Annotated in this window: 24 protein-coding genes; 8 read left to right on the top strand and 16 right to left on the bottom strand. The window is 50.0% G+C overall.

All coding sequences use genetic code 11. The features are described from left to right. Positions 1 to 37 precede the first annotated feature (37 nt). Positions 38 to 808 (top strand): ANT(4')-I family aminoglycoside nucleotidyltransferase, encoded by a 771-nt coding sequence (locus KJS63_RS11925; protein WP_213619329.1) that lies wholly within the window; start codon positions 38 to 40, stop codon positions 806 to 808. An 89-nt stretch (positions 809 to 897) separates the two neighbouring features. Here the strand turns inward: KJS63_RS11925 and KJS63_RS11930 are convergent, their stop codons facing one another. Continuing rightward, positions 898 to 1,806: a LysR family transcriptional regulator gene (locus tag KJS63_RS11930; RefSeq protein WP_213619330.1), complete on the bottom strand. Its 909-nt coding sequence runs from the start codon at positions 1,804 to 1,806 to the stop codon at positions 898 to 900. A 131-nt stretch (positions 1,807 to 1,937) separates the two neighbouring features. On the opposite strand from KJS63_RS11930, the gene KJS63_RS11935 reads away from it, so the two are divergent. Both KJS63_RS11935 and KJS63_RS11940 read left to right on the top strand, forming a co-directional pair. Further along, positions 1,938 to 2,675 (top strand): SDR family NAD(P)-dependent oxidoreductase, encoded by a 738-nt coding sequence (locus tag KJS63_RS11935; protein WP_213619331.1) that lies wholly within the window; start codon positions 1,938 to 1,940, stop codon positions 2,673 to 2,675. Between the two features lie 115 nt (positions 2,676 to 2,790). Next, a complete protein-coding gene (locus KJS63_RS11940; RefSeq protein WP_213619332.1) occupies positions 2,791 to 3,288 on the top strand; it encodes a DinB family protein in 498 nt (165 codons plus the stop codon). A gap of 99 nt (positions 3,289 to 3,387) precedes the next feature. Here the strand turns inward: KJS63_RS11940 and KJS63_RS11945 are convergent, their stop codons facing one another. From KJS63_RS11945 to KJS63_RS11985, 9 genes are all read right to left on the bottom strand, one after another. Beyond that, positions 3,388 to 4,449 carry an LLM class flavin-dependent oxidoreductase gene (locus tag KJS63_RS11945; RefSeq protein WP_213619333.1) on the bottom strand — a complete coding sequence of 354 codons (1,062 nt, stop codon included), beginning with the start codon at positions 4,447 to 4,449 and terminating at the stop codon, positions 3,388 to 3,390. A gap of 169 nt (positions 4,450 to 4,618) precedes the next feature. After that, on the bottom strand, positions 4,619 to 5,968 hold the full coding sequence (locus KJS63_RS11950) for an MFS transporter (RefSeq protein WP_213619334.1): 1,350 nt from the start codon (positions 5,966 to 5,968) through the stop codon (positions 4,619 to 4,621). 38 nt (positions 5,969 to 6,006) lie between these two features. After that, positions 6,007 to 6,714, bottom strand: coding sequence for a purine-nucleoside phosphorylase (gene deoD / locus KJS63_RS11955; RefSeq protein WP_213619586.1), 708 nt, complete (start codon positions 6,712 to 6,714; stop codon positions 6,007 to 6,009). A gap of 223 nt (positions 6,715 to 6,937) precedes the next feature. Further along, positions 6,938 to 7,678: a GntR family transcriptional regulator gene (locus KJS63_RS11960; protein ID WP_213619335.1), complete on the bottom strand. Its 741-nt coding sequence runs from the start codon at positions 7,676 to 7,678 to the stop codon at positions 6,938 to 6,940. Positions 7,679 to 7,746: 68 nt separating this feature from the next. Continuing rightward, on the bottom strand, positions 7,747 to 8,562 hold the full coding sequence (locus tag KJS63_RS11965) for an alpha/beta hydrolase (protein WP_213619336.1): 816 nt from the start codon (positions 8,560 to 8,562) through the stop codon (positions 7,747 to 7,749). Then, positions 8,559 to 9,560, bottom strand: coding sequence for an ABC transporter substrate-binding protein (locus tag KJS63_RS11970; protein WP_213619587.1), 1,002 nt, complete (start codon positions 9,558 to 9,560; stop codon positions 8,559 to 8,561). Before KJS63_RS11970 ends, KJS63_RS11965 begins: the two co-directional genes overlap by 4 nt. Positions 9,561 to 9,640: 80 nt before the next feature. Continuing rightward, positions 9,641 to 10,840, bottom strand: a complete 1,200-nt coding sequence (locus KJS63_RS11975) for a helix-turn-helix domain-containing protein (RefSeq protein ID WP_213619337.1) — start codon at positions 10,838 to 10,840, stop codon at positions 9,641 to 9,643. A 185-nt stretch (positions 10,841 to 11,025) separates the two neighbouring features. Beyond that, a complete protein-coding gene (locus tag KJS63_RS11980; protein ID WP_306432902.1) occupies positions 11,026 to 11,502 on the bottom strand; it encodes a GyrI-like domain-containing protein in 477 nt (158 codons plus the stop codon). Positions 11,503 to 11,796: 294 nt separating this feature from the next. Then, entirely contained in the window at positions 11,797 to 12,978 is a 1,182-nt protein-coding gene (locus KJS63_RS11985) for an acyl-CoA dehydrogenase family protein (RefSeq protein ID WP_374706286.1), read from the bottom strand. A 318-nt stretch (positions 12,979 to 13,296) separates the two neighbouring features. Between KJS63_RS11985 and KJS63_RS11990 the strand changes: the two genes are divergently transcribed. The 3 genes from KJS63_RS11990 to KJS63_RS12000 all read left to right on the top strand — a co-directional run bounded on the left by KJS63_RS11990 (position 13,297) and on the right by KJS63_RS12000 (position 16,554). Further along, complete coding sequence (locus KJS63_RS11990) at positions 13,297 to 14,190, top strand: putative RNA methyltransferase (protein ID WP_213619339.1); 894 nt, start codon at positions 13,297 to 13,299, stop codon at positions 14,188 to 14,190. A gap of 288 nt (positions 14,191 to 14,478) precedes the next feature. Further along, positions 14,479 to 15,189 (top strand): glycerophosphodiester phosphodiesterase, encoded by a 711-nt coding sequence (locus KJS63_RS11995; RefSeq protein WP_213619340.1) that lies wholly within the window; start codon positions 14,479 to 14,481, stop codon positions 15,187 to 15,189. Positions 15,190 to 15,294: 105 nt separating this feature from the next. Then, positions 15,295 to 16,554: an MFS transporter gene (locus KJS63_RS12000; RefSeq protein WP_213619341.1), complete on the top strand. Its 1,260-nt coding sequence runs from the start codon at positions 15,295 to 15,297 to the stop codon at positions 16,552 to 16,554. A 126-nt stretch (positions 16,555 to 16,680) separates the two neighbouring features. Here the strand turns inward: KJS63_RS12000 and KJS63_RS12005 are convergent, their stop codons facing one another. Beyond that, positions 16,681 to 17,190: an SRPBCC domain-containing protein gene (locus tag KJS63_RS12005; protein WP_213619342.1), complete on the bottom strand. Its 510-nt coding sequence runs from the start codon at positions 17,188 to 17,190 to the stop codon at positions 16,681 to 16,683. A 24-nt stretch (positions 17,191 to 17,214) separates the two neighbouring features. Continuing rightward, entirely contained in the window at positions 17,215 to 17,535 is a 321-nt protein-coding gene (locus KJS63_RS12010; RefSeq protein WP_213619589.1) for an ArsR/SmtB family transcription factor, read from the bottom strand. 597 nt (positions 17,536 to 18,132) lie between these two features. Here KJS63_RS12010 and mle point away from each other — a divergent pair. Beyond that, positions 18,133 to 18,978, top strand: coding sequence for an alpha/beta fold macrolide esterase (gene mle, locus KJS63_RS12015; protein ID WP_213619343.1), 846 nt, complete (start codon positions 18,133 to 18,135; stop codon positions 18,976 to 18,978). Positions 18,979 to 19,433: 455 nt separating this feature from the next. Further along, complete coding sequence (locus tag KJS63_RS12020) at positions 19,434 to 20,279, top strand: M23 family metallopeptidase (protein WP_213619344.1); 846 nt, start codon at positions 19,434 to 19,436, stop codon at positions 20,277 to 20,279. 76 nt (positions 20,280 to 20,355) lie between these two features. Here KJS63_RS12020 and KJS63_RS12025 read toward each other — a convergent pair whose 3' ends face one another. The 4 genes from KJS63_RS12025 to KJS63_RS12040 all read right to left on the bottom strand — a co-directional run bounded on the left by KJS63_RS12025 (position 20,356) and on the right by KJS63_RS12040 (position 23,251). Continuing rightward, entirely contained in the window at positions 20,356 to 20,736 is a 381-nt protein-coding gene (locus tag KJS63_RS12025; RefSeq protein WP_213619345.1) for a VOC family protein, read from the bottom strand. Positions 20,737 to 20,765: 29 nt separating this feature from the next. Beyond that, a complete protein-coding gene (locus tag KJS63_RS12030) occupies positions 20,766 to 21,596 on the bottom strand; it encodes a helix-turn-helix domain-containing protein (protein WP_213619346.1) in 831 nt (276 codons plus the stop codon). Between the two features lie 194 nt (positions 21,597 to 21,790). Beyond that, complete coding sequence (locus KJS63_RS12035) at positions 21,791 to 22,249, bottom strand: EVE domain-containing protein (protein WP_213619347.1); 459 nt, start codon at positions 22,247 to 22,249, stop codon at positions 21,791 to 21,793. Between the two features lie 273 nt (positions 22,250 to 22,522). Further along, a complete protein-coding gene (locus KJS63_RS12040) occupies positions 22,523 to 23,251 on the bottom strand; it encodes a GntR family transcriptional regulator (RefSeq protein ID WP_068621228.1) in 729 nt (242 codons plus the stop codon).

A 23,251-nucleotide genomic window follows, 5' to 3' on the forward strand; every position in this document is an offset into this window, starting at 1 on the left:
TCCCACCTAAATTTAGTCCATAAGGGAGATGCATACCATGTATACAAATGGCCCAATTGCCATGTCCAGAAATGAAAGACTGCAGCTTTGTGATGAGATTTTAGAAAGACTGCACAAGATATATCAGGAGCGTGTGCTTGCCGTCGGAGTCTACGGCTCTGTGGCACGAGGAACCGACGGACCTTACTCCGACGTCGAGATGCTGTGTGTGATGCGGGATGCCAGCGGTCCAGCCGATTTCAGCCACGAATGGTCGGCCGGTCCCTGGAAGGCAGAGGTGAATATCCTCTGTGCGGACACGCTGCTTCAAGAAGCTTCAACCGTGGAGGGCGAATGGCCGTTGACTCATGGCCCTTACTTCGCCCCTCTGTCTCTGTATGATCCAGAGAACTTCTTTCCCCTCTTGAAGAAAGCGGCAGAGTCGCCTACGGATGCCGAGTTCACCCAAGCCATTAATGAGGTTCTGGTTGGAGAGATGTGCGAGTTTATCGGTAAGCTCAGAAATACTACAGCCGAGGGCTCTTATACTTACCTGCCCTACTTAACCATGCAGTTCGCCCACTATGGGGCGATGCTGATCGGACTGCACAACCGGAAGCTGTATACCACCGGTGCAAGGGTTCTGCCTGAGGCGGTGCAGCTGCCTGGCCAGCCGGCGGGTTATGACCAGGTCGCCCGGCTTGTCATGAGCGGAGAACTGACAGATGCCCCAAGACTGATTGAGGCGTGTGAAGAGCTGTGGAGCGGCCTGGTGCAATGGGCTGACAAGCACGGATACACCATCGCCTCCGAACGCATCCCATTCTGATGGATCGGCCATGATGGCAACTAAACAATGAACCAAGTAAGCTCCCCTTGTTTGCAAGGGGGGCTTACTTATGATGTACAGAGGAACTGCTAGTCTCCCGGCAGACTTCCTGGTAGGCCTTCACCTAGCTCATCACGCAGATAATGGATCAGCCTGCCTGCTGCCGATCCGGCGAAATGCCCGGAAGAGCGGGTGAGAAGGCCAAAGACCATGTCGACCAGGGTCCCACCCAGTTCACGGATCACCGTGCCTTCCGGTGCAGGCTCTACTGTTATCCGCGGCACCAGAGCAATCCCGAGACCACTGAGCACATAATATTTTAAGGCAGTCATACTTCCAATCTCCATTGTATCCGGCCGGGTACCTCCGCTTTCCTGAATAGCCGCCTCCAGCTTCTGTCGGTAAGGACATGAGGCCGCTGTAATAAGCAGGCGATGATCCTTAAAGTCTACAGGAGTCAGCAGGGGTTTGGCGGACAGAAGATGACCAGCCGGGATAAGCGCAACGAACTCTTCCCTAAACAGGGGCTCAAAATAAAGCCCTGATCCTACCTCCGGTGCCGAGCACAGGGCAAAATCAAGCTCACCTGCAAGCAGCCGCCCGCTGAGATGCGGCGTATTCCCGAATTCAATAGACACACGTACTCTCGGGTACAGGTCCAGGAACCATTTGATTAATTCTGGCAGCCGGAAACTTGCCGTAGGCTCGGTTACACCAATACGGACATGCCCCGCGCTCCCCTTCTGAAGCCCGGCAATATCCTCCTCCAATTGCTCCATGTCCCGCATAATGGATAGGCTTTGTCCATACAGCAGTCTGCCTGCTTCAGTCAGCTTGATCGTCCTGCCTCGTTCCATCAGCTGAACGCCGAGCTCGGACTCCAGCTTCTGCATCTGCATCGTCACTGTAGATTGGGCATAATTCATCTCCTCCGCAGCCCGAATAAAACTGCCATGCTGTACGATCAGCTGGAAGGTCTTTAAAGCCCGTAGATCCAAAACGCAGTCCTCCCCTCTCCCTATATTCAAAAAAATTGAACTCAAACTTCACATCATTCAATTATACAAATCTAATGAGATAAATTAAAGTTACAGTTAGAACAGATAGCGAACACTCAGGAGGAATTTAAATGAATATGCATAGCAAAGTCGTCTTGGTAACCGGCGGGGGAACAGGAATCGGGAAAGCGGTCAGCCTGGCACTGGCCGACAAGGGTGCAGCCGTGATTATAAACTATTCCCGCTCCAAGGAAGAAGCGGAAGAAGTGGCGCGCGAGATTCAGTCCGCTGGCGGAAGAGCGGCTGCCATCCAAGCGGATGTGTCCAAGGATCGAGAGGTACGCCAGATGGTACAGACGGCTGTTCAGCAATTCGGCAGCCTGGATGCCATCGTTAACAATGCGGGAATGACCTACCATATCCCGCTGGACGATCTGGAAGCAGCTACAGAAGAAATCTGGGATGAACTGTACAAAGTGAATGTGCAGGGGATGTTCTTCTGTGCCAGGGCGGCTGCCCCTTATCTGAAAAAGAGCCGGGGCGCCATTGTGAATTTGGGCAGCATCGCGGGGCAGACGGGTTCCGGCTCCTCTCTGCCCTACGCTGTGTCCAAAGCCGCCGTACACGGCTTGACGAAGTCGCTTGCCCGCGCGCTGGCTCCGGAAGTCCGGGTCAACTGTGTGGTGCCCGGCGCTGTTACAACAAGATGGTGGGCGGGAAGAGAGGAGCAGATGAATAAACTCGCCCCGCAGGTTTTGCTTGAGCGCATTGCGGCCCCTGAGGATATCGCCCACTTCATCTGTTCTGTGCTGGAGCAGGAGGTCCTCACTGGACAGATCATCACGGTGGACAGCGGACAGACGCTGTAAGTGGCCATCAAGGGAACCCGTTTATGAGTTTATGTATCTTGCTTGTAAATCAATAGTTCAACTTATATAGTCTTGTTAGATTGCATTAAAAGCTGTTGAAGAGAGGGAGAGTGCGATGAACAATCCATATCTGCTTTTATATGATTATAATATTTGGGCGAATAACCGATTGATCAGCCACCTTGGGTCATTGCCAGAGGAGATTTTTTCGAAAGAGGTCAATCTAGGGTTCAAATCCATTGCTGAAGTCATAACCCACCTGATTTCAGCTGATCAGTTATGGCTTACCCGTATAACAGAAGGGAGCCCCTCCATTACTGCACCCACCATATTTTCTGACATTGAGGAGGCTGGCAAGCACATTAACATTTTGCAATCACAATTTCGTGAGCATTTAATAACAATTGATGATTTCGAGAAGAAAGTGGCCTACAGAAACAAAAATGGGCAGGAGCGTCAGAACTCGGTCTCAGAGATTATCCAGCAGGTCGTGAACCATGGAACCTATCACAGAGGCAATATTTCCACGATGCTTAGATACTTAGGTTACAAAGGCGTACTAACGGATTACATTGCCTTTATTTATGAAAAAGATGGTGAGCCAATCTTATAGATTGCTCACATCATCCACCTATAGCAAGAGGAGGCTTCATTCACTGAAGCCTCCTCTTCATCTGCCAAAAGCGCTCTTGGCTATCAAGCTATCTCACTCTCACACATTCTCCCCGTGCTGAGCTTCCCATCTTGCAATTTCCTCCCGGACCCGTGGGGCAACCTCGGTTCCAAGGAGCTCGATGGCCCTCATAACATCTTCGTGAGGCATCGATCCAAGCGGCACATGCAGCATGAAGCGGGTAATACCGACATGCTTGCGCAGGTTGATAATTTTCTCCGCAACGGTCTGCGGATCGCCAACATACAGCGCGCCTTCGGGTCTGCGGGCCGCATCGTAGCTTGCACGGCTGTAATGGCCCCATCCCCGCTCACGACCAATCACATTCATGCTGTATTGGGTGGATGGGAAGAACTTGTCCGCCGCAAGCTGGTTGTCTTCCGCAATGAACCCGTGCGAGTGCGAGGCAACCGGCAGCTTGGACGCATCGTGACCGGCATGGGCCGCCGCTTTCTTATAGAGCTGTACGAGCGGTGCGAACTGCAGCGGGCTGCCGCCAATAATGGCCAGCACGAGCGGAAGGCCAAGAAGTCCGGCGCGGACCACCGACTCCTGGTTCCCTCCGCTGCCAATCCATACCGGCAGCGGATCTTGAACTGGACGCGGATAAATACCGAGGTCATTAAAGGCAGGCCGGTGCCCGCCCCGCCAGGTGACCTTCTCGGATTCCCTAAGCTTGAGCAGCAGCTCCAGCTTCTCATCGAACAGTTGGTCATAATCGTCCAGATCATACCCAAAGAGCGGGAACGATTCAATAAACGAGCCGCGGCCGGCCATAATTTCCGCACGTCCATTGGAGATCCCGTCCAGCGTGGCAAAGTCCTGGAATACACGCACCGGATCTGCCGAGGACAGCACAGTAACCGCACTTGTAAGCCTGATCCGGCTGGTCTGTGCGGCCGCGGCAGCCAGAATGACCGCGGGCGAAGACGCCGCATAATCTTTCCGGTGATGCTCCCCTACACCATATACATCAAGGCCCACCTTGTCAGCGAGCACAATTTCCTCAACCACCTCGCGAATCCGCTGGGCATGGCTCATGACCTCCCCGGTCACCACATCCGGCGTTGTTTCCACAAACGTGCTTATCCCTATCTCCACCTGAAGTCCCTCCTGCTTCTAAGTTCCGTCTCCCGCCAGCTCTTTCTTTCGTAAAATGACGTCAAGTATCGGTGTCTATATTGTGCCCTCATTCCCTTCGGTTTTTCAAGTCTGGAGGGGAACCATACGAGAAAAGGGGCTGCATCCGCAGCCCCTCTACTATTCTATATTATATCTGTTCCGATCTTGAGAACCTTCCCACAAGCAGCCAGAACAAAGCCAGCGCAAGCACGGTAATCGCACTAAGAATGAACAGTACCGTTCCGAACGACACCGCTTCCATCAATGCCGCCGTATAAGTAATCCCGATGGAGATAGCCACGTTAAGCACCAAGTTGTAGAATCCTACAGCAGTCCCGGATTTCTCGGCAGGGATAGCACCTACACAAGAATCCAGCAAGGGCGCATACATGAATGCGAAAGACCCTGAGAACAGCAGCATGGAGAGCACGTAGATGATCACCGGGCTGGTGTTGAAGAGACCCGGCAGGGCCAGACTGCAGGCGATGATAACCATAGCAATCGACACGGCCTGTTTATTAGACAGGACTTTGGCAATTTTCCCGGACAGTGCTCCGACCAGAACGGCTGTAACATACCCGGGAATCAGCAGCAGCGAGATCGTATCCAGCTGAAGCCCGTAAAGCTTCTGAAGCAGGAACGGGAACATGAAGATGTATCCCAACTGAACGGAATAGATCACAAAGGCGATGGCAAGCACGGAGATGAACCTTTTATTCTGGAAAAAGGAGATCCCGATGAACGAGCTCTTGCTCTTGCTGATATACATCAGGAACAAAGCGGCCGCCACAACAAACAGTATGATAAACATCCAGTTGAAGTCGGTGATATACAGCATCACGGAAGTAGCGATCGCCGCAATCAGCAGCAGGCCGATGAAGTCCACATGGCTCTTCTGCGACTCCTCCTTCGGCAAATATTTTAGAATGAAAGGAAGCAGAACCAGCGACAACAGCGGGATCAGGAACAGCGCCGCCCAATTCAGATACGTAGAGACGTAACCGCCCGTGATGGAACCGATTACAAGGGACAGCGAGTAGCTGCTTGTGCTGAGTCCAAGGAACTTCTTCTGCTCCTCTTTGGGCAGATGCTTGGTTACATATATTACGTACAGTGTCTCGGCGGAAGCGAGACCAGCAGTCTGGATCAGACGGGCAATAATGACAAGCATGAAGGAATGCTGAAAAATATATCCGAGCACGGAGCCGATACAGATCAGAATAATTCCTGCACTAAGCAGCTTCCTGATGCTGATCGAGTCGGCCAGAGACGCATAGACCACCGCACCGATTCCGATCACAAGTCCGGCAAGGGTAGCCTGCCAGCTCACCGCAGTTGCCGAAATACCCAGGTCATCCGCAATCGCTACCGAGACCAGCTTGAAAGAGTTGTCAATAATTAGAGCAAACACGAAAAACAACAGGATGACAGGCACAGCCTTCTTGGCATCATAAGCCTTGGCGGGAGTCTGAGACAGGTGTTCACTTACCATTGCCATTAGCTTCAATCCTTTCCCTATATATAAAATGTCTTAACTTAAGCCAGCTCGAGAGCAATCTCCATCATTTTAGTAAATGCGGTCTGTCTCTCTTCCGGCGTGGTGGCTTCCTGTCTGAAAATGTGATCGCTGATCGTCAGGATGCACAGCGCGTTAACCCCGGCATGCGCCGCATTCAAATACAATCCAGCGGATTCCATCTCGGCGCACAGAATGCCCATCTCGCTCCATCTCTTCAGAGCCGTAGGATCGGCGTTATAGAAAATATCGCTTGAGAGAACGTTGCCCACATGAACCTTTTGTCCCTGGCGGTCGGCGGCTTTTTTGGCCTTCTCCAACAGCTCGAAGGAAGCCGTGATCGAGTAATGACCCGGTAAATTGAACTGGTGCGCATAATTGGAATCGGTTGCAGAACCCATTGCAAAAACAATGTCATACAGGTTCAAGTGATCTTGGATCGCCCCAGCCGAACCAATACGAATCAGGTTCTTCACGCCAAATACATGAATCAGCTCCCATGAATAGAGGCTCATGCTTGGTGTTCCCATTCCGGTGCCCATCACGGAGATTTTTCTGCCCTTGAAGGTGCCTGTGTAACCCAGCATGCCGCGTACCTCGTTAAATTGAACGACATTGTCCAGATAAGTCTCGGCAATAAATTTTGCCCGCAGCGGATCACCCGGCAGCAGAATGGTTTCGGCGATCTCAGCGCCCCCTGGCTTGATATGCGGAGTTTCTTTGTGCATGGATGTACTCACTTCCATCTCTCCTCTTTTTTACAACTAAGTATAGTTGTATGTTAAGTTGTCTAATTGATATATGAACAAAATACCACAACTACAACTTGTTTATCAACCACATCTTTTATAGCAAAAAGAGGGAAGCAGGCGAATACCCGCCCGGGTTGGAAGCGTACGCAAAAAAAGCAGCGGCCCCCGTGGGCTCACTGCTTCTAATGTTCTTATCGTATTATTTGATGGCGTTGATCTTAATCAAGCTGTACTGCTTGGGAATATAATACTTGTTGTATACAACCGGGTGCTGCTCACTGACATACAAGCTCTCCAGTATAAGATCACATTCCTCGCCGCCCGCCATGTTCAATTTCTGGCTTGAGGTGCTTACTGCCGTAGAACGCTTAATCTCAATAGCTGCGGAAGTGGCGAGATCATACGCCCTGTTCTCCAGAAAGTCCAACAGCCCGTCTTTATTTTGCAGATCCAAGTTCATTTCGGATACAGCTTCAATCGCCATAAAAGTGAACGCAAAGCCCACCACTTCCCCCTGGCTTCTGTACCAACGCTCAATCGCAACCACCGCGGCGGCCTTGCGGTTCAGGACCTCCTGCGTATAATCGCTCTCGAGGTCCAGTCTGAACTGCATGTCCACCTCGTCAATGACCTCAGTATGACACTTGTACATAGGATTTCCGATTCGCTCCAGACCTACCGTCCGGTTCTTCCTCTGGGATCTGGTAATAAAGTTGCCTTTCCCGTGGATGCTCCTCACCAGCCCGTCATCTTGAAGCAGTGCCAAGGCCTGTCTCAGCGTCATCCTGCTGACCTTGAACATCTTCGCAAGCTCGGGCTCTGTCGGCAGCTGACTGTCCGCAGGAAAAGTTCCGTTCGTAATTTGTTTGAAAAGCTCATCATACACCGCCAAGTACAGCGGCTTCTTCCCTTTGGCTATCTGTTCCGGCTTAACTTCCATTTGTTCACGCACCTATATTCTCTTAATCGATAGATAAGAATAGTATACCATGAGGTGCCGGGAATTTCTTAGATATCCGTAGAGTTCGTCCATAGAAACCGGGGAATGCGGCCGAGTGCGGACGGAAGCACACTTACATGATTTTCATCCGCAAACTTCACCCATTCCATGCGTACTCCCTTACCAGAAAAAGGCCTCAACCTTTGGGCAACCTGCTCCGCCCCCTCCAGCATATCGGGAAGCTCGTCGGCCCCGATGGTAAGGAGAAGATGGACTGGGCACTCTCCCTTCCAGACCTCTGTAAAGCTGTCGAGTTCCTTAAACAACAGGTTCTCTGCCCACCAGGTGGAGGGGCTCCCCGCGACATAGTGTGTAAAAAGATGTGTTCTTGTAAATAAAGCGTGCAGGGTAAACAGCCCTCCAAGGGAGTGACCCACAATTGCCTGTCTGCTCGGGTCAACAGGCCACTCTTGGGAGATGGCCGGCTTCAGCTCATGCTCCAGAAAATCAAGAAAGTCCTCCGCTTCGCCATGCGGGGGCCATGGACTACCGTCGGGCCGAACCGGAAGAGAGGCGTTGCCGGTCTGCATGGTGAAATCGCGGCAGCGCCGGTCCGCATCGAACGGCTCTTTGGACGGATACCCGATGCCGACCACCAATATCGGGCCGAAGCCCTTCGGCTTCCGCGTCTGCAGCCTTACGGTTTCCACCAGCGTCTGGAATACCGCATCTCCATCCAACGCATAGATGACTGCATATCCATCTGGTGGGGGTTCATCTGCCGGAATGGAGATCATGATCCGGTATTCAAGCTGCTTGCCTGAGGTCATCCGGTATTCAAAGCACCGGTCCGGAACATATGGATTGGCCGTCATTCTGCTCATGGCGCCAGAAACCTCACAATATCATCAATGACTTTACCCTGAGCGATGAACCCGCCGCTAAGCCAATAATCACTGGCTGTCTCGTAGACCTGCCCTTTCTTGACGGCAGGCACACTCTGCCAGATTTTGCTCTCCTTCAAAGTCTTCAGTGCGGCATCTCCCAGATTGCCGTCATTGATCAAGAAGATATAATCGGCATCAAGCTCGGGCAGCTTCTCCAAGGAGACCTCATAGGCACCCGACTTGACCATGCCGCTCTGGCCAAATCCCAGGTTCTTGGCAAGCACGTAACCGCTGTAATAATCATAGTTCATAAAGAACATGCCTTTGGCGTTGAACCGGATGATCGCGGCTTTGCTGCCCTTCGTTAGGTCAGCCAGCTTCGTCTTGGCCGCCCCGACCTTGGCTTCATACTCCTTCAGCACCCTCTCGGCTTGATCTTTCTTGTTCAGCAATTGTCCTACAACCCGGATCGAGCTATCCAAATCATTAGACGCACTCTTAAACACATAGGTCGGGGCAATCTTGGAATACTGCTCATAGGCCCCATTCTCGGCATAGAACGAATTGTGCAGGATGATTAGATCCGGCTTATTTGCCAAAAGCACTTCAAATGACGGCTGCCCGCTGGCAAAGCCGATTTCCGGCACCCCTTCAAGCTGATCCTTCAGGTACAGCTGCGGCTGAACCCCATTAGACCACTGCATCACCGGCTTAACCCCCAAGGCTAGCAAGGAGTCCTCCATCATCGGAGCGAACACCTTGTCAGGATTGGCCGGGATCGTCACCTCATGGCCCATCTCGTCTTGTACAGTCAGCGGATAAGCTTGATCCCCCGCTTGATCGTCTGCCTTGGCAGCTGTAGACGCTGCCGTTGTTCCTTCGGCCCCCTCTTTCGGCACACCCAACTCACCAGCTTTGCTGGAGCTGGAGCCGCATCCGGCCAGTAGTCCCATTGCCAGCAGAAGAGCTGCCAGCAGGACCCCTACTTGCCGCATCTTACCTTGGCGCCAATTATAAACTGAATTCACTTTAATCTCTAACCCCTTCCATTGATAATCATTCTCATATGAAGGGATTATAAGTGAATGGCTGACGGGACGCCATGGACAGGAACAGGAGATGGATTTGGACTTTTCCCTGTCAGCATAAGCAGCATTTCCTCCAGTATCCGGTTGACGGCTGTAGCCGAGTATTCGAACCATGGATTAGACGGAATCAGATAGACATGCCCGCGCTTCACAGCCTCAAGCCTTTTCCACTCCTCACAGTTCTGAAGTGACAGCCAAAACATCCGGGTGACCGCATCCGGGCAGATCAGCATCAACAATCGGTCCGGATTGACCCCTGACAGCTGCTCTAACGTAATTGGTTCATTACACCGCCCTCGCATTTTAGAATGCACATGAAGTCCAAGATCCTGGTAGAGCACATCCCGGGTGCCTCTATTGCTATACAGGTAAATTTCGTCCCCGGATACTCTTAAAGTAACGAAGATATCGTCTCCCACCGCCCGGTTCAAGCTCTTTCTGGCCTCTAAAGCTCTTATATCATAAGACCGGATCCAGTCTTCACAGCTTGCTGACTGTCCAAGCCCGGCAGCTGTTTCTCTCATCTGCCCCCTCCAATGCTCCGCTTTAACGCTGATGAGCTGTATACCGCTGTTCATAATCCTGCTAATCACAGGCTCCGGGAGCGCGTTATGGACAACCAGATAATCCGGCTTCGCGGACAACAGCTTCCGGAGGTTATCTTCATGCTCTAAATTTGAAGAATTCAAATGCACCTTGATTCTCGATTCATAGAAATAATAATAGTATGGGCTCCACTTGGGATCTAACGGAGCGGCTACAGGCACAATTCCAAGCGCAAGCAGATTCCCTGTGGCCTCCGCAGAGACGGCGGCTACCCTGCGGCGGCAATCCCGGCTGTACACCGACGGTGAAACGCCGACTTCTTTCTTAAACTTCCTGCTAAAATAAAACTCATCGCTATATCCCACCCTCCGCGCAATATCGCGCAGATACAGATCGGTGTCACGCAGCATTTGCTTGGCCTGGCCAATCCGAAGTCCCGTTATATAGTCCAAAACACTCTGGCCGTAGGCCTTCTTGAACGCTTCCCCGAAATAATTCGGACTCAGCCCAGTCAGCTTGGCGAGATGATGAATCGTTAATGGCTCGTGAAAATGAGCGGCCATGTAATCACGGATCTCAGCCAGCGACATTCCCTTAATATCTGTACTTGCTCCACCGCCGTTTCCCTTATGCTCAAGCATATTGTACCCTCCTGCAGCCAAAGATTTATTTCAATTGATATTAATTATCATTCTCATTAATATTGATAATAGAGGATAACCAGGCTGACCGCAATAACAAGAAGGAAGAGCATCCAAGGTTGATAGGGTCTGTCCCTTATGAGCGCAGGCATGACAAAAGCCACCCAGCGGGTGGCTTGCTGATCTTATTTCTCAATAGGGATCATGATGACGAATTCAGGGTCTGGGGTAAAAGGGTCCTGCTGCATCGGATACTCCTCAAGGTGGGTATACTCCCCTACATTCGGCTTATAACCTTGGCCTTCTATCCATGCGTATATCCGGGAATACGATTCGGAAATGTCCTGTCCCTTGGCGTGTTCATACCTGGCGTAAGCCGAAGCCGGAACGGTGACTGCTTCCATTCCCTCTGGAATCTCTTCAGCCCGGTCCACCAGGACAGCTGCATAATGGGTGAATCCACCCGGGATGTTCTGATAGGAGAGTCCCAGCAGCTTATCCGGATCGAGAACATGTTCGATCTCGCCCAGCCGCTGGTGCATCTCGTTATGTACCTTCCGGATTTCTCCTGCTGCTGCCTCAGCGAATGTCCCTGTCCACTTTAATCCCACCACCTGAAAACCTTCTTTAATGATGATGGAATACGCATTTTTCAGTTCCAATGAAATCCCCCCCAGATTTTACAATATGGTATATCCTATAATTTACCATATCAGCTGCCCCAAAGTGAAATAACTGTACTACAGCCGCAATGATGTTCAAACTCTCTACTTTATAAATTGAACTTATGAAAGTTACCCTATTCAGGCGCTGCGATGCCGAGTGTTCGTATGACCCTGTTGTCTCCGGAATCCTCGAACTGGATATCCAAGTAGGGGCATTTCGGAGACAAAAGCGGACGCTCCGCTTCTTCAGAATCACTCGGGATCGAAGCTAAGATCGGTTAAGTCTAAAGTTCATTTTATATGACCTTGAACTGGACCGGTTGTACGCTCGATCGCAGACAACGCGATTTTGTTCAGCACGGCATCATCCATAGGCGGATTATGAAGGCCTGCTCTTACATCCCGATAGTAGCGCTGCAGAGGGTTATCCAGCTGCAGACTGCGGATTCCGGCAATCCTCATGGCCTTGTCTACAATTGAAATAGCCGAATTAGTCACCGCATGTTTCGCGGCGCCAAGCTCTGTCTCCAGCCGGCCCCGGCGCAGCTCGTCGTCATAGGCTCCAGCCACACTGTACAGGAAATGCCGGGCCTGCATTAACTCAAGATCCATCTCTCCGATCAACTGCCGGATGTTCGCCAATTGGCTGATCGGACCGCTGATGCTGTTCGGCGTATACTCACATGCAAACCGCAGGGCATAGTCACGGGCTGCCTGGGCGATGCCGAGATAACATGCCGGAATATGAAGCAGCCATGCATTTAGCGGAGACTCCACTTTGCGGGGGTGGGTGCCGAGCTCCACCAGCTGGTCTTCGTCCACCTCCACATGATCAAGAACAAGATCATGGCTGCCCGTTCCGCGCAGCGACATCGTATCCCAGGTTTCCTCGATACGAAGGCCTTCCAAATTGCGGTGGAGTAGGAACTGCCCGATGGTCATCTTCTCTTCAATCCACGCTGATACTACAAAATAAGTAAGCATTGGAGACAGCGTGGTATAGATCTTGCGTCCCGTGATCACCCACTTGTTGCCCTGCTTCACCGCGGTCGTTCCCGGGCGCCCCCCACGTGTCGGGCTTCCGGTCTGAGCCTCACTGGCTGCCCGGTTGATCAGTGCACCTTTAGCGATTTCTTCTGCAATGAAGCTCATGCTTCCCTGCTCCCACAGGCTCTTCTCAAACAGCTCACCTACCACAGACAAATGCCAGCCGATGGATAATGCGGTAGACGCATCATATGAGGCCAGCATCTCTTGGAGCAGCACCATATCATATATGCGAAGCCCTTCGCCTCCATAAGAAGAAGGCAGCGTTATCTTGGTGTATCCCATGTCAATCAGCTCGGTCACATTCTCGCTAGGGAAGGTACCGCTCTTGTCGATCCCATCTGCCCGGTTTCTGAAGGAGTCTCCCTTCCCGCTGAGCCGCCCGAGCCATTCCTGCTGCAATGGTGTATGTATAAATAAATCCAGCACCGTGCTCACCCCCGGGTCCATATTTTATAACATATAAAGATATGCCTCTAATTATAAGTTCTCCGATTGCCTGGATACAAATCAGATCCTGCTGAGACACGCCCTAACCCAACTTTATGTTATGATAGAAAGGGGATTCCCCCTTGTTACCTTATCAGATTCGGAGTGATCCTCTGTTATGATCATCAAATTCATTCGTTTGCGTTAATGAGAGGTGCGGATAACTGACCTGCCTTTTTTTGAACCAACAGGGCTAGGTTTATTTATCTGCGCCTTTTTTCATTCAACCAATACGAATGAATGGGGTGCTATACATTGTCTCATATCCATAGAAGAACGGCTGCCGCGAATCTGCTGACTGCCTGTACAGACCTGCTCAGATGTCCGGTATGTACCCGGCCTATGAGTGTAGTTAACAACACCAATTTAACCTGTGCCAACAAGCACAGCTATGATATATCCAAATACGGCTATGTGAACCTGCTATCCCGACCTGCCAGTACCAAGTACGGCAAGCCATTGTTTGAATCACGCCGCGTGATCAGCGAGCATGGTCTATTCGAACCGGTGGACCATTGGATTTCCCAGTATATCCAGGGGTCCAGCCAATCCTGCTGCCGACCTGTGGCCCTGCTCGATGCGGGCTGTGGTGAAGGCTCTCATTTATCGTACATTCATGAGAGTCTGACCAGTATTTACGAACATACCGGCATAGTTGGAGTAGGCCTGGATATTGCTAAGGAAGGGGTGCAGATGGCCTCGAAGAGGGGTTCCAGCCTCGTATGGCTCGTTGCCGATCTCGCCCGCAGCCCCCTATCCGATGACCAGTTTGATTATATTCTGAACTTTCTCTCGCCCAGCAACTATGCTGAATTCGGCAGACTGCTGAAAGAGGATGGAAGAATCATTAAAGTGGTTCCAGGACCGGATTATCTGAGAGAGCTGCGCACCCTTCTCTACGGGGAGCCGAACGAATCTCCCCATTCCAGCCAGGATATCCAGGACCGCTTCCTTGAGCACTTTCAACTGGTAGACTCCGAGCGTCTGTACTATAAGAGAAGGCTGGACCGTGAGCTTACCCGGCATTTGGTACACATGACTCCACTATCCTGGGGGGCAGATGCCGAGCGTCTTCATGACGCACTTCAAGTCGATTCCTTGGAGATTACGGTCGATCTAGACGTTCTTATCGGCAAAGAAAAGGAATAAATTCCCTCTGCGGAGAATAATATGTTTCTGTTGACAGCGCTTTTATTTTAAATTAATATAACCTCAAGTTAATACTTGGTGGCGGAGATCATGGAGACTCACAAATTTATCCTGCAGTACGGGGACAATTTGTCGGGTCTCTTTTTTTGTGCAGCCACTTTCGTCAAGGAATTGAATTTCAGGAGTTAGACTTGCTCATAGCAGACAGGTTCCTGAAGAAATGGGAGGGGTTCGTTCAAAGACTGCAGTAACAAGATTCCGTAAACATAATAGATTGGGGGTAAAGTCTTGAAGATCATAGGTCATAGAGGCGCAGCGGGACATGCTCCCGAAAACACACTGAAATCAATTGTAACCGCTTTAAATCAAGGCGTACAGGGCATTGAAATTGATGCTCAACTAACCAAAGACAATCACGTGGTCATCATCCATGACTTCACTGTAGACAGAACGACCAATGGGAGAGGGAAGATTCATGAACTGACCCTTGAGGAAATTCGAAGTCTGGATGCCGGAAGTGCGTTCCGTCCGGAATTTGGGGGCGAGCTTGTTCCCACGCTGGAGGAAATCCTTGAACTGATTCCAAGTGATGTGCTCTTAAATGTGGAACTGAAGCAGATTGCTTATGAACGCAGAAATCTGGAAGAGAAGGTAGCCGAAGCCATTGCCAAGTACAACCTGGCCGATCATACGATTATCTCATCCTTCGATCATTACAGTCTTAAGCGCATTCATGAGATTGATCCAACTCTCCAAACTGGACTGCTCACCTACACCCATATGCTGAATCCCTGGAAGTATATTCAGGATAACGGTCTGAATGTGTACAGCATTCATCCCGCCTATGAATTTCTCACCCGGGAGTATGTAACTGAAATTCATCAGCACGGTTATAAAATATACTGCTATACGGTTAACGATGCCGTGACCGGACAGACTCTGGAGGACTTCGGCGTTGACGGAATCATCACCGATTATCCGGACCGCTTCTTTGAGTAAATAAATCCGCTTCTTCTATGAAGTCAACTACATCTTGATTTGCTAAAAAACCAGTTCGTTACCTGTTATTTATATCACTTTACTTCATGACGAAAGAGGGACACTATGACATCTAGCACACGCAAATGGGTAACGCTCTTCGTGCTGGCTTTCTCCGGCGGATTAATCTATCAGCTACCTTATTTAAGAGAGCAGTTCTATATTCCAATGCAAAATGCGTTCCATATTAACAACACGCAGCTTGGGAATCTGATGACCATTTACGGGATTATTAACTTCTTCCTGTACCTGCCGGGCGGCCTGCTCGCGGACAAATTCTCCTATAAGCTGCTGGTTCCGTTCTCCTTGATCCTTACAGGGATTACTGGATTCTATTACTCCACCTTCCCAGCTTACCATATGGCTTTGACCGTTCATGTTATCTGGGCATTCACCACCGTATTCACGTTCTGGCCAACGATGCTGAAGGCAGTCAAAATGCTCGGGGAAAGCTCGGAGCAAGGCAGGCTGTTCGGCTTCCTGGATGGAGGACGAGGCTTGTCCGCAACCTTAAGCGCCTTTGCGGCTTTATGGATATTTAAAGCCTTCGGGGCAACCAGTCTGGGGCTGCGCGGGGCTATTCTATTCTACTCCGTAGCTCTGATTGTGCTTGGAATCGCCGCCTACTTCCTGCTGGACAACAAGAAATCCGAGGAAGAATCCAGCGGCAAATTGTTCGAAGGCATTGTGGATGTCCTGAAGATGCCATCCATCTGGCTGGCAGCCATTATCATCTTTACAGGCTACAGCATTAACGCTGGGCTGACCTATGTAACTCCTTACTTGACCGATGTGTTCCACATGTCCGTATCGGTGGGTGCTTTTATCGGGATTATCAGAACGTACGGCTTGCGGCTTGGCGGTGGCCCGCTTGGAGGAATTATTGCAGACCGGATGGGCTCAGCAACGCGGTATATCCGTATAGGCTTTGTGGCGGTCATCCTATTAATGGCCTTGTTCACCATCATCCCTGGGAATCCAAGCTACCTGGTCATCATGCTGGTGAATATGCTGGTGGTCTCCCTTCTGGTATTCACAATTAAAGGGGTATACTTCGCCCCGTTGGATGAAATTAAAGTTCCTAACTCACTGGCGGGAGCCGCATATGGGGCCATAAGCCTGGTAGGTTATCTGCCGGATACGTTCATCTACACTTATTTCGGCAATCTGCTCGATAAGAACCCTGGAACGCCGGGCTATAAATACATCTTTTTGTCCCTGATCGTTCTTGCGGTAATCGGCTTCTTAGCCTCATTCCTACTGTACAAGCGGCTTAAGAAGCAGAAGACTCAAGCTCCAGCTCGGATTGATTCTTTAGCCAGCTAATCAAGCAGCTCATTAAAGTAGTTCCTTTCCCCATAATATAAACCCCCTTCCCGAGGCAAGCGTGCAAAGCACGGCTTTGATCAGGAAGGGGATTTATGTTGTAATTCAAGAGGATAAGATGACCGCTTAGCGGATCTCTTGCAGATGCTCTTCGAGACGGTCCCAAGTCTGAGTAATTCCTTCTTCCATACCCATATCCATAACTGCTTTCACAGCTTCAATAGAATCGTATTTGGAACGGCTGGTTACCTTGGTCTTTCCATCAGCATCTTCGAAGATCACAGTAGTCGTTGAGGAGGGCGCACCCGGAGCCTCATTGCCATCCGCATCCGAGAAGTAATCCGTGTAGACAATTTTCTCCCCGTTCACGATTTCGTGATAGACTCCCTTGCCCCAGGATTCCATTCCATAGAAATCGCCCTGGTTCTTATCTTCACATTTCATACAGTAGTGCCACACACCACCCGGGCGAAAATCAACATGACATACCGGCACTGTCCAGCCTCGCGGCCCCCACCAGTTCTTCAAATGCTCAGCCTCGGAAAAAGCCTTAAATACCAGCTCCCGCGGTGCATTAAAGATGCGCTCGATAATAAATTCCGTTTCTTCTACCCGGGTCATCGACGTGTTCGACATGAAAATTCCTCCTGATTGATTTTATTAGTTATCCTCAGATTGAAGCTTCTGCAAATAATTCTCTAGGTTGTCGAATCGTTCGGTCCATACGGCACGATAGCTGTCCAGCCAAGCGTCGATAGCTTGGAGAGGCTCCATACGCAGCCTGTAATTCCGCCGGTTAGCATCCACTTCAGCCTCTACCAGTCCTGCTTCAAGCAGGACCTTAAGATGCTTCGAGGCCTGGGGCTGCCGCAATTCAAGCCGGCTGGCAATTTCGCCTACCGTTAGGGGCCCGGTGAGCAGCAGCTCCACAATTCGGAACCGGTTCGGCTCCGCAAGCGCACTAAACGTTGTAATATCCATAGGCCTTAATTCCTTCTTTGTCCTGATCATGCTGCATACGTGGCCGCCAGCAGTCTTCGCAATCATGCATGCCACCTTGCTATTCATGACAGGTTGTGCTCTAACAACTTCAATATACCATAATAGGAATATTCCTTCAAGTGAATATTATAAATATTTTTGTTTAAGGTCAGTAATCGTTTCGCACTCTAACTATAGGCTTAAATTACTTTCCATAACTTGACATAACCTAGCCTGTAATGTTAGGCTGATCCTACATTTATAACGAACGGAGGGTTACGTGTGGTAAATTAATTTTTCGATTTCATTTGCAGCCATGGAGAATAGTAGCACTTGTAGGCTATGTGGTGTGCATCGTAATCGAAGAATGGTTTGCCATATGGTAACCAGTCAGTCATAGGTGATCCTAAGCCCCGTTGGGCGGCTTTAATGTGGGGACACTTATGTTCTGTAAAGAAGGATTTAAAGGAATAGATGGTCCGTGATGAACATCCCGGAGATCAGTCTATTCTCATTCCCTTCTTCTTTCCTCGATTACGGAAGCACAGGCAGCAGCCTGTGTTTTTTTATTTTTTCTAATAAGGGGAGAGTTTAACTATGAGAGAACAACAAATCCAAGTGAATGGCATTGAACTGTGTACGGAGACCTTCGGAGACCCTTTGAATCCGGCTGTGATCCTCATTATGGGGGCTCAAGCCTCCATGGTCTGGTGGGAGGATGAGTTTTGCCAGCGTCTGGCCGACGTGGGGCGGTATGTGATCCGGTATGATAACCGGGATGTCGGACAGTCCACCACGTATGAACCCGGGAGCCCCGGATATACATTTGAGGATATGGCCGACGACACCATTGCGGTGATGGATGCCTACAATATTGATAAGGCCCATATCGTGGGCATGTCCATGGGTGGGCTGCTGACCCAAATTTCGGCTCTTCGTCATCCCGAACGCCTGCTCAGTATCACCTTAGTCTCCACCTCCAATTTTGCTCCAGATCTTCCTCCAATGGAACAGAAGGTGATAGACTTCTTCTCTAGATCGGGAGAAGTTGATTTGACGAATGAGGAGGAGGCCGCACGCTTTGCGGTTGAGAAGTGGAGTATCCTTACGGGCACTAAGCGCAAGACGGATGAGGCCAAAATATACAATCTCGCCAAAAGAGAAATTAGACGAAGCCGCAATATGGCCAGCATTCATAATCACGGTCTTGTGACCGGCGGAGAAACCTATCTCACCAGGACAGCGGAGATCGCCATACCTACCCTCGTGATCCATGGTACAGAAGATCCGATTATTCCCTACGAGCATGGAAAGGCCCTTGCCAGTACTATTCCTGGCGCTGCCCTGCTGACACTGGAAGGTGCAGGACATGAACTTCATGCCGATGACTGGCCTGTGATTATAGAGGCCATCGCCGCCCACACATCAAGCCGGTCTTCCTAAGTAGATTGTTCAATGTACTTCAATACGACATAAGACCATACAACGACCAAGACCACTCCGCCACCATGGAGTGGTCTTTAGCTTGTTTGCGAACATCTACTTAGCCGGACTATACTCGGGCGTGAGATCTGCGGTCTGAGATGGCGGGGGGAAACTGATCTGTAGACATTTCCATTTAAAGAGCCTTCTTCAGGCGATCCGCATGGGGTCCACTGCGGTAGCCGAGCACCCTTTTCTCTCAATGTCCCCTCTGCCTCTAATAGTAGACTCTATTTGAATGCTGCCATTCTCTCATAGGGCTAGGCAACCAAACCGCCTGAACGCAGTGGAGTTAAAACCACATCCCAAACATTAACAAAATATTACAATCATTAAGTATATCTTACATATATTGTATTATATGTTGGGCGCATGGTAATCTATGGATATATCCCAAATAAGGAGGTTGATAGATTATGAAACTCTCAAAAGGTAAAATGCTGCTAGCTTCGCTGTCCCTTAGTCTTTGCATTGTTGGAAGCGGTACCGCCCTAGCGGTCGATAATTCCAGCCAGGCTGGGGAATTCACCGCAGCGTCTGTGACTGCCCAGGCAGTCTCCCCCAATAGCTTCTATGCCGGCTTGAACTGGTCGTGGCCGACGGACAGCACAACAATTACCGATGGATTCGGATACACAGGCTCGCGCTTCCATAAAGGCGTGGACATCGGGGTGAAGCTGGTCCCTGTCCGTTCTGCCGCTGCCGGTGTCATTATTCAATCAGGTGCCTACTCTGACGGAACCCAGGCGGTAACCATTCGTCATAACACCACTGATCCGGCAACAAATAAGAAGCTCGTTACCCGATACCTTCACCTGAAGGCAAGCAGCCAGGTTTACGCTACCGGTACCCACATTGGCCAGTATGTTCAAATTGCCACTTCGGGCAACACCGGAAATGTGGGATACCATCTGCATTTTGATGTGAATAATCTAGATCTTACTTATCCTGCGGACAACCAAACGATTGATCCTATGCCGTTCTACCCTACAGTCCCCCACTTCACAGCTAAGTCGAATGAGTCTGCCCAAAAGCAAGAGGCTCATTCTCATGATAACTTAGGCGACTTCTTTGATAATAATGTCATCCATGCCATCGGCAAGGACAAGTTCTACAAGTGGTTCAATGCCACCAAAGTAGAAGACCGTACTCTCGAAAATTTGAAAAAGGAATTCAATCTTACAGACAGCAAAATCAATGAGCTAACTGTAGACAAGGTTAGAGAAGCCGAATTAAAATACTTTGGCGAGGCTACTGAATAAATGATAAAAGAGGCTGTCCCCGGTCATTTCGATTTTGGGGCAACCTCTTTAATTTTTATTGTACCGTTAAACCAACCTACTCCGCTATCGTCAACACAAACCCGTTGTTGTCCAAGATGGCAAATTCCTTCGTGTCATAGAACGTTTTATGTATCGGTGTGATCACCCGAACTTGATCCTGGATATTCTCGAAGATACGTTCCACGTCATCCACTTTGATGAACAGGGACAAGCCGCCCGTACCGCCTTGATCCCGTAATACAGGATATTCCTCTTCAAGATTGGTTTTCTCCTGGAACATTAGCTCTGCTCCGCCGTTCTTCACCATACCCCAATTCAGTACGGGCTGGTCATACTCAGGCACTGTTACAACCACTTCAAACCCAAGCACGTCCCTGTAAAATGCTAACGTCTCTTTGACATTATTTACTTTTAAATTTGCAGTTATACTTTGCATAAACCCTACCTCCTTCATAATTGTACTTATCATAAAGGAGCCGGGGGCGATTGTATTGGAAAAAGAGGACATTCCCCTGCAATCAATCGGCCCGGGGTTATCCCGTAGCGCTTCTTGAACTCATTAATGAGATGCGACTGATCATAATATCCGGTATCCACCGATAAATCAGACCAATTGATATGGCCTCGGCTGATCTTCAGATAGCGAAGCACACTTTGAAACCGGATAATGTTCGTATACTCTTTGGCGGTAATGCCCATTAGAGACTTAAACGTCCTGGAGATATGCCTCTCGGATACGGTATAGTAATCCGCAAGCTCAGCGATCGACACGATGCCCTTTTTCTCCGTGATCAAGTTCAGCAGGGCGCTCCACCTCGAATCAGCCGTGTCCTGTGTGAACCAGGTGAGCAATGCCCTCTCTGTGGCTTTAACCTTTTGTTCGGCAGACAATCCCGGGATAGATACCTCCCCCAGAAATGCAGCTCTCTGGCCCCATATTTCTCCTAGCTGCACCATACCGTTAGCCACAAATCCTGCCTCCCCTTTCAGCAGAACAGGAAGACTATGGGGTAGAAACCGGATTCCCATGAGGTGAACCTCGCCGATCATCGGCACCATATCCGCTTCACTCATCACACCAACAAAGTGGGTTTCTCCTGCTGATAAGTCAAGCAGAATATCCACGCATCCATCTGGCAGGACCCTGTGAGGAACTGTCTCCTGTAAGGGAGAGACCGAATCCAGGAACCAATAACATGCCACAAAAGCCTGCAGCGGGACAGAAGGAGTGATCTCTCTATAGGAGAGCTGGGGATGGAGCAACCGGGAATCAATAAACTGGATAGGAACATACATTGCATTCATCTCCATCGGGTAAACATATTGGGCTCTGCCTCCATAACCATGTATATGTCAAACACAAATGACAGCTAGTCGGTCCAAGCTAACCTCACAGTAACCAGAAACGATTGCAGTCCCTTTCAAGTAATTTCTCCATCCTACGTGAAAAGCCCTCTATTCTTCTTGGTCCTACCCCGGAGTTATATTCCTCAAAAGTTCACTATAATAGCATCCCCTGTCATAGCGGCTGCTATCGTTAAGAAGTCTTCCCGCCCGATCTCGAAATGTCCGAAACGGAACTTATAACCCCAATTGCGGTTCCCGCGTGTAAAGCTTAATTCATGCAGCAGACTGGAAATCTTAACCGGGCTGCATGGAACATAGTGGATATCCCGGCGGAAAGGAATAAAGGTCTCCGACATTTGAAATTCGTACACTCTGTCATCCACAACCTGCCCAATTGCAGTGAACGCCTGAAGTGCTTCGCCTTTCGCCATATCGGTCCGTGGGGAGTAGTAGATTAACCAATCACCGGGACGCATTCGGCGCAGCGGCCCCTGCTTGCCGTGACAAAGCTGGGCGAATCCGCCCTGTACTCCCCGTTCCACGTGGCTCGCAGATACGACCCCAATCCAATAACGGGTCTGTTCATTTGTTTCTGTTATCATATTAAATCCCCCTCATTCTTATAGAATAGGGCAGCTCACTGAATTAGAACCATCCACGAGGCTTCCCGATTTGCTCTGAATATAACAAAACACTACTGACAACCTTGTGTCAGTAGTGTTTTGCGTCTGGGTGAACATTTAAGCCCTGCCGTTTGATCGACGGCACCAAAGTGCTTAGGCTTTCAAAAAGTTGGATTCATGAAGCTGGGATTGGAATAAAGTGCATCCAAACAAGGATATACAAAAAAACAGGCCATGCCGCTAGGCATGACCTTATTTGGCCCGGTGGACCGTCAAGTTAACCCGGTTGGTCTCACACATAAAGGTGGAGAGATGAACCGGCTCGTCGTTCGCGTCAAAAGCTATTTTTAAAATCCGGAACAAATTAGCCCCGATATCACATTCGAGCAGCTTGGCATAATCCTTGGTCGCCCCAATGACGTCGATGATCTTGTCGTTGCTTACAATCTCCGTATGATATTCCTCCGATAGGATCTTGTAGGTCGATTCGTTCATCGCTATCTTCTTCTCCAGATCAGGGAACCGGGTGAGCGAATAATGGGCAATATCGTAGAAGAGAGGGCGGTCATCCACATACATCAGCCGCTCTAACTCAAGCACAGGGCTGCCTTCTTCAATCTGAAGATGTCCAGCCACCTCCTCCGAGGCCTGAATAACCTCACTCCGGAGAATCCGGGAGTTCGGGATCATGCCGAGCTGATGGCTGAACTCCGAGAATCCGCTTACAGATAACAGCTCATTGTGGAATTTGTTCGAGGCCACAAAGGTGCCTCTGCGGGGAATCCGTGTCAGCGTGCCGTCCCGCACCAATTCCTCGATCGCCTTTCTGATCGTGATCCGGCTTACATTATAAGTATCACAGAGCTCCGCCTCGGTCGGGATCTGTTCATCGGGTTTATATCTTCCGTGCTGGATATCATTCTTCAACATTTGCCGAATCTGCATATACAGCGGCTGGGGGGTTGAAGGATTTAAATTCAT

Origin of the sequence: Paenibacillus sp. J22TS3 (assembly GCF_018403205.1) — a bacterium.
In the GTDB taxonomy this organism is placed as follows: Bacteria; Bacillota; Bacilli; order Paenibacillales; family Paenibacillaceae; genus Fontibacillus; species Fontibacillus tuaregi.